The sequence below is a fragment of the Coleofasciculus sp. FACHB-712 genome, assembly GCF_014695635.1.
Classification (GTDB): Bacteria; Cyanobacteriota; Cyanobacteriia; order Cyanobacteriales; family FACHB-T130; genus FACHB-T130.
The window spans coordinates 1-7066 of the sequence record NZ_JACJOQ010000660.1; the positions used below are offsets into that span (position 1 = coordinate 1).

The 7066-nt window shown below is 44.1% G+C and carries 9 protein-coding genes; 6 read left to right on the forward strand and 3 right to left on the reverse strand.

Features of this window, described 5'->3' with window-relative positions; translation table 11 throughout:
* Positions 1 to 462: MazG family protein (locus tag H6F50_RS24945; protein ID WP_190430757.1), on the forward strand; the 462-nt coding region annotated here is incomplete at its 5' end.
* Between the two features lie 4 nt (positions 463 to 466).
* Here the strand turns inward: H6F50_RS24945 and H6F50_RS24950 are convergent.
* Both H6F50_RS24950 and H6F50_RS24955 read right to left on the reverse strand, forming a co-directional pair.
* Positions 467 to 748: a hypothetical protein gene (locus tag H6F50_RS24950; protein ID WP_190430758.1), complete on the reverse strand. Its 282-nt coding sequence runs from the start codon at positions 746 to 748 to the stop codon at positions 467 to 469.
* Between the two features lie 615 nt (positions 749 to 1363).
* Positions 1364 to 2044 (reverse strand): hypothetical protein, encoded by a 681-nt coding sequence (locus tag H6F50_RS24955; RefSeq protein ID WP_190430759.1) that lies wholly within the window; start codon positions 2042 to 2044, stop codon positions 1364 to 1366.
* A 258-nt stretch (positions 2045 to 2302) separates the two neighbouring features.
* Between H6F50_RS24955 and H6F50_RS24960 the strand changes: the two genes are divergently transcribed.
* From H6F50_RS24960 to H6F50_RS24980, 5 genes are all read left to right on the forward strand, one after another.
* Entirely contained in the window at positions 2303 to 3604 is a 1302-nt protein-coding gene (locus H6F50_RS24960) for a glutamate-5-semialdehyde dehydrogenase (RefSeq protein ID WP_190430760.1), read from the forward strand.
* A gap of 256 nt (positions 3605 to 3860) precedes the next feature.
* Complete coding sequence (locus H6F50_RS24965) at positions 3861 to 4241, forward strand: group 1 truncated hemoglobin (protein ID WP_190410034.1); 381 nt, start codon at positions 3861 to 3863, stop codon at positions 4239 to 4241.
* Between the two features lie 51 nt (positions 4242 to 4292).
* Positions 4293 to 5216, forward strand: a complete 924-nt coding sequence (locus tag H6F50_RS24970) for a bestrophin family ion channel (protein ID WP_190430761.1) — start codon at positions 4293 to 4295, stop codon at positions 5214 to 5216.
* Between the two features lie 30 nt (positions 5217 to 5246).
* Positions 5247 to 5618, forward strand: coding sequence for a dihydroneopterin aldolase (folB, locus tag H6F50_RS24975; RefSeq protein WP_190430762.1), 372 nt, complete (start codon positions 5247 to 5249; stop codon positions 5616 to 5618).
* Positions 5619 to 5690: 72 nt separating this feature from the next.
* Positions 5691 to 6866 (forward strand): patatin-like phospholipase family protein, encoded by a 1176-nt coding sequence (locus tag H6F50_RS24980; RefSeq protein WP_190430763.1) that lies wholly within the window; start codon positions 5691 to 5693, stop codon positions 6864 to 6866.
* 41 nt (positions 6867 to 6907) lie between these two features.
* Here the strand turns inward: H6F50_RS24980 and H6F50_RS24985 are convergent.
* On the reverse strand, positions 6908 to 7066 hold a 159-nt coding region (locus H6F50_RS24985), incomplete at its 5' end, for an EAL domain-containing protein (RefSeq protein WP_190430764.1).

Consider the following 7066-nt stretch of genomic DNA (forward strand, 5'->3'; position numbering starts at 1 on the left):
ATCAAAGCCGCAGAAAAAGGAGAAACGACTCAAGACGCGCAACAGCTAAGTCGCAAACTGACTCGTTATTCCCGCACATTGCCGCCACTGATGGCGGGGATGAAAATCTCTCAAAAGGCGGCTGCGGCTGGGTTTGAGTGGGAAAATATTGAGGGCGTGTGGGCGAAGTTTCACGAAGAGTTAGCAGAATTTGAAGAGGCACTGCAACAGGAAGACGAAGCCCATCAGCAAGCGGAACTGGGAGATTTATTATTTACAGTGATTAATCTTGCCCGTTGGTACGATCTCGATCCTTCGGAAGCTTTACAGGGAACGAATCAGCGATTTATTCAGCGTCTGAAAAAAATGGAGGCTTTTGCCGACCGTCCCCTCTCTGATTACACATTAGATGAGTTGGAAACGCTTTGGCAACAAGCGAAAGCTCAGTTAGCAGCTTCGGGCGAATTAAACCAGGAACGCTAAATTTTTAAGCTGCGATTTGGGAATCCTGAATCAGGATGCGATACAGTTCTTCTTCCAGCCAGCACTCATCTTCTTCTGCTAGCACCAACCGTGCCTGCCGCCATATCCCAGCCATCTCTGAATCTGTGTACTTTGAAGTCAGTTTCTCCGATAGCTGTTCCAATGCTCTTGAATTCCGAGCGATCGCGATTGATGCCATTCTCCAGGAATCCCACCCATTTTTTGAAACTGCACTCATTTTCTGAAGCCCACTTCCTGACTGTTCTTTACCTAACTTAGAGGTCATTGGATTCGATTATCTTCCGTCAAAATACTGAATCTATGTAACTTCATATACTCTTCATAGGAAAACAATACTTATATAAATTTGCGATGAAATTTTCTAGCACCTGGTTTGCTGCTTTGAGTTCCTCAGCACCAAGAAGAAGGCGAACCGTGCGCTTGCAGTGTTCGCCCTTTTTGAAACTACAGGTTGGATGAAGAAAATTTCCGAAATTTAGAACAGGGAGGGGAGGAAAAAACCAAGGGCGATCGCTTTTTGCGTCTGTCTGCTCCCTTGATAGGCTTTCGCTAGCCCCATCAAACCTCTCAGGTAGTCTTGGCGTGAGCATCGGAACAATGGCAGTATTGCTTGAGCAACCGAACTGCCTCTTGATATCGTCCTTGTTTGAGCGCGTCAAATCCGGCTTCGAGTGACATAATGCATCTCCCTGAAGAAGGAGCAGCGGTATTTGTTGACCAAATACTCGCTAGATACACGGTTTGTCACAGTAGTTTCGGAAAGTTTCAGAAATTCATCTACCAAAAGATAGAACCATTGAAATGAAAAACCCGCTTTCTCGAAGAAACCGGGTTTATGGGGATGAAACTAAATAAAAAATTTCATCGCCGCCAGCGATACTCAAAGAGTATCGCTGGCGGTAGATTCATCATCTTCTGAGTAATCTCCGCTTAAATATTGAGCAAGAAATTTGTCAATAACTTTTACAATTTCTCCGCACTCAGAGCTATTGGAAGACTCTTGGAAGATATCTCTATCTAAGACATCTAGCTGCTGATTTTCTATCAACAGCTCTTCTTTCAGCAGAGATTTACCTAAATCAAGTGGAAATTGCTGAAGGGAGTCCTCAAGCGATCGCAAACTTTCTACTAAGTCTAACTGCAATCGATCTACCATTTGGAGACGAGTCTCTACGTCAGACTGCGATTGCACAAGCGCGTCGAAATACTCTAATGAATCTAAGGGCAAGTCTATCGCGGGGAGGCGTTCATCTAAATCAATGTCTAAATCAATGTCTAACAGCTCGACTGGAACACTTCTAGTTGAACTAGCCCGTAACTGCTGCGACTTTTGGCACTCTTCAGCACTATTAGCCAACAATTGCTGTAATTTTTGACAGGTTTTAGGCAAATTAGCTAGCAACTGCTGGGATTTTTGGCGCTTTTTAACGCCATCAGCTCGTAACTGCTGGGATTTTTGGCACTCTTGAGCCAAATCAATCCGTAACTGTTGTCTAGATTGCAACTGTTTATCTGCGGGTGGGCTAGCAGAAACTAACAGTTTTTTTTGATGTATACTCATTTAAGTTATATTTTCTAATTTTTCTGAAAATTTTATTTTCATACTACTTATATATTTTACAAACAACAATTAAGAATTTATTAAAATGAGCTAAAATCGAGCTAATAAATTTAATTTATAAATCAATTAAAAAGTAGTAAACCTATCTCTAGCCTTAGGTTCATCCGATTTAAACTCAGGCATCCCATCTATTAGAATTTAAACAGAAGCCACATTTTGCTAAACTTTGGCTTGAACGTAGGCGTTTGATTCAGAGCCATGACTTCCCAGATTGCTTCCATGTCCTTAAGTGCGATCGCTCAAAAAACTCGTCAAGCAGCGCGAAGCTTGGCAGTGTTGTCCGCAGAGGCGAAAAACCAAGCGATTGAAGCGATCGCGCGATCGCTAGAATCCTCAGCATCAGAGATTGTGGCGGCGAATGCGGCAGATTGCAAGGCAGCGGAGGCGGCAGGAATTCCCAAACCGCTTTACGCTCGCTTGAAGTTGGATGAAACAAAGCTAAAAGGCGCGATCGCGGGAGTGAGAGATGTGGGGCGTCTGCCCGATCCCGTGGGCGCAGTACAGGTTCACCGGGAACTGGATGAGGGATTAATTCTCAAGCGCGTTACCTGTCCTCTAGGCGTTCTGGGAGTGATTTTTGAAGCGCGTCCCGATGCAGTGATGCAAATTTCCACTCTTGCCATCAAATCTGGCAACGGTGTTATCCTCAAATGCGGACAGGAAGCGGTGCGCTCTTGTGAAGCGCTGGTGAAAGCGATTCGCCAAGGATTAGCGAAGACTGAAGTAAATCCAGATGTAGTGCAATTGCTGACAACGAGAGAGGAAACCTTAGAACTGCTGAAATTAGATCAATTTGTAGATTTAATTATTCCCAGAGGTTCTAACTCTTTTGTCCGTTTTGTGCACGAAAATACTCGCATTCCTGTTTTGGGTCATGCGGAAGGGATTTGTCATGTCTATGTGGACAAAGCGGCGGATCTGCAAAAAGCTGTCTCGATTACCGTAGACGCCAAAACCCACTACCCAGCCGCCTGCAACGCTGTGGAGACTCTGCTAGTGCATCGTGCGATCGCATCGGAATTTTTACCGCAAGTTGCGAATACTTTGCAATCAAAAAATGTAGAATTGCGAGGAGATGAAAGCACTTGCGAAATCCTGAACATTACACAGGCGACTGAAGCCGACTGGGCGACAGAATACAGCGATTTAATTCTCTCAATCAAAATTGTGGATTCTCTCTCAGAAGCGATTAACCATATTAATACCTACGGTTCTCGGCATACTGATGCCATCGTGACAGAAGATACTGCTGCTGCCACTAATTTTCTGGCACAAGTCAATGCTGCTGGAGTCTTTCATAACTGTTCAACTCGCTTTGCCGATGGCTTCCGTTACGGATTAGGCGCAGAAGTGGGAATCAGTACTCAAATGATGCCTCCTCGCGGCCCTGTAGGCTTAGAAGGACTGGTGACATACAAATATCAAATCGCAGGCGATGGGCATATTGCTGCCACCTACAGCGGTGCAGATGCCAAACTCTTTACTCATCGAGATTTGTAGACACCGAATCTAGGTGTAGTAGAAATACTCGGCGGAGAATCTCCCTAAATTTTCTCACCCCCGAAAGCAGCCCAGTGAAGGTCGAAGATAAATTTTTCCAACAGAAGCCCAGGAAAAATTTTATTCGCGAGTGCTGGGGTGTAGTTTAAAGTAGGATTGAGGTTTTTTAAAACCTTAAAATACTTACCGAGCGATCGCTAACTTTGCCAGTTGCCAAGGAGAATTCAGGAATTATTTAATTCAAGAAGAAGCCATTATGAACTCACAACTATCACTTTATGAACGCCTGGGCGGTGTTTACAATATTGCAGCCGTAGTCGATGATTTCATTGACAGAATCATGGTTGACCCGAAATTGAATGCAAATCCTCTCGTAGATGAAGCACATCACCGAGTGTCAAAAGCAGGTTTCAAGTATCTGGTTACAGAAATGGTTTGCTGGGCGACAGGTGGCCCGCAACAATATACGGGTCGTTCAATGCACGATTCTCATGTTCATCTGAAAATTTCTCCTGAAGAGTGGGAAGTATTTCTGGCGGATTTTCAACAAAGTTTAGATAAGTTTGAAGTTCCTCAGACAGAGCAGAAAGAGCTATTTGATATCGTTGCCAGCACTCGGCAAGATATTGTTGAATGAAGGCGATAACGATGATTTAATCTTTTTCTGCTTCAGTGAATAAACAGCAGCATGACGATTGAGAATAAAAACTGGTTTGCAATGGCTTTACAGTTGAGGGGATCGGTCGCACCGACTATTTTTCCCCGCGTTCTTTTGTGTGGAGGGTTTGGTTTTTTCGTTTCTATTCTCGATTATTTTAAATTACCGATTGCTGGAAACCTTTTAGATAATCTGGTTACTAATGTTGTTTATAATCTGGTTTTAGGCTTATTATTGGTTTTCCGGACAAATACGGCTTACGAGCGGTTTTGGGAAGGGCGCAAATCCTGGGGGCTTTTGGTGGTGAACGTCCGCAATTTAGCGCGGCAAATTCAAGTATCGGTTGCGGAACGAGAATCAACAGATAGAGAGGATAAAGCAACAGCGATGCGGTTATTAGGAGCCTTTGCGATCGCAACTAAGTTACAGTTGCGACAAGAGGCTTTAAACGACGAGTTAGAAGAGATAGTAACTCCCTCGCAATTTCTTCAGCTCAAAAGCGTTAAAAACCCTCCGCTAAAAATAGCATTTTGGATTGGGGATTACCTACAGCAGCAACACGAGCGGAACTCCTTAAATAATAATCAGTTAGCTGCAATGAATGGATTGCTAGATCAAATGGTAGAAGCTTTAACTGGCTGCGAACGCATTTTGAAAACCCCCATTCCTTTAGCTTATGCGATTTACCTAAAGCGACTGTTGCTAATCTATGGCTTTGCGCTACCTTTTCAACTTGTCGATACTTCCGGCTGGTGGACAGGGCTAGTTGTCGGTATAATTAGTTTTATTTTATTTGGGATTGAAGAAATCGGTAATGAAATTGAAAATCCTTTTGGACGAGATCCGAATGATTTACCATTAGATGATATTTGCACCACAATCATTGAGAATCTTGAAGATTTAACGAAGATACCGGAGCAAAGTTTAGGAGAAATTTTGGCTCCTCAGGTTTGAAGTAGCAAGGAAATTAAAGTTTTTGACAAAATGGATAGCATTCAGCTAACAGGAATTCGCTGCTACGGCTACACTGGGTACTTACCAGAAGAACAGGTATTGGGGCAATGGTTTGAAGTAGACGTAACTTTGTGGCTAGATTTGGCACCAGCAGGCATCAGCGATGCCATAGAAGACACTCTGGATTACCGCGCGGTGATTTCGACAGTGAAGGATTTGGTAAAAACCGCTAAGTTTGCCCTCGTAGAAAAGTTAATCAGCGCGATCGCAGATGCCATCTTAGAATTCAAGCAAGTGTCACAAGTCCAAGTGCGGTTAACGAAACCGGGCGCACCGATTCCAGACTTTGGCGGCAAAATTACAATTGACATCACGAGGACGAATCAAAAGGGCAATGGATAGAAGACCCGTAAACAAGGAAGGATGAGCAATTAGCGATTAGATTTGACAGCAATTTTTTGTGGGGAAACAAGCGTGACTTTTCGCATTTTGAGCTTTGACGGGGGCGGTATCCGGGGTGTCATTTCGGCAACGATGCTGACAGAGATTGAGAAAATTATCGGTCAGCCCTTAAGCCAATACTTCCACTTAATTGCAGGAACCTCCACGGGGTCAATTTTGGCGGCGTCGATTGCTAGCGATCGCACAGCCCAGGACATTGTGGATGTGTACCAGAACAAAGGAACTCGAATCTTTCCCTACCGAAACCTTTGGTCCGCCCAACGGGTAGGGTTGCTTCTTCAGTACGGCCCTTCTGCCCCTAAATACTCAAATAAAGGTTTGATTGACTCTCTTAAAGAAGAATTTAAATACAAAAAACTGTCGGATATTACTTCAACAAAACTCTTAATTACTGCCTACGACACAATTAAGCGAGAACCGATTATTTTTAAAAGCTGGCGCAAAATATTTGCTGACCTTCCCTTATGGGAAGCGTGTCTCTGTTCTGCTTCTGCCCCAACTTTTTTTCCTGCCTATAGACTGGATAAAAAAGAAGAAGGGATTGCCCAAGCCGGAGATACAAACTCGATTACGTTAGGGCAAGAAGCAGCAGAAGACAATGGTGATTACAATCAAATGCAGATTGAAATCACCGGCGGGACGGGACGCGGTCAGAATCGTAGCATCATTGGTTACAGAGGCGGGACTCGGATGGCGATTGTGGATGAACCGTGGAGCGTAGTGCCTAATAATACTTCTGCTTACCGGATTACTAACGTATACTCGGTGATTGACGGTGGTGTTGGGGCAAATAATCCCACAGCTTGCGCGATCGCTGAAGCCCTGCGGTTAGGTTATAAACCCCACGAAATTTCAGTTTTATCCCTCGGTACGGGAAGTCTTACCCGCGCAATTCCGCTTGAAAGTGCCCAACAATGGGGTGCGATTCAGTGGGCACTCCCGATTCTTGATGTAATTTTTGATGCTTCGTCAGATATTAATAGTTACATTGCTAAACAGGTGATTGATGAGGATAGTCGTTACTTGCGCTTGCAATTTAAACTCGATAGCAAGTTGACTGGGAAACGATTGAGTGACGATATCGATGATGCGAGTCCGGCAAATGTCATGAATCTAATTGAAGCCGCCAAAGTCTACATCAACCTACCACAAGTGCAAAGATCGTTGAGGGATTTTATAAATAGTTAGCAGACTCAGAAAAATTAAAAATAAGATGATTTTGAATGGTCTTACCATTGGGGCATTGCGGCGATTAATGCTCTAGCAGATTCGCTATCTAGTGGCTTGGAAAAGAAGAATCCTTGCCCAGCTTCGCAGCGTAGCGATCGCAGTTGTTCCATCTGAGCCGCCGTTTCTACACCTTCTGCGATCACATCTAATCCCAGATG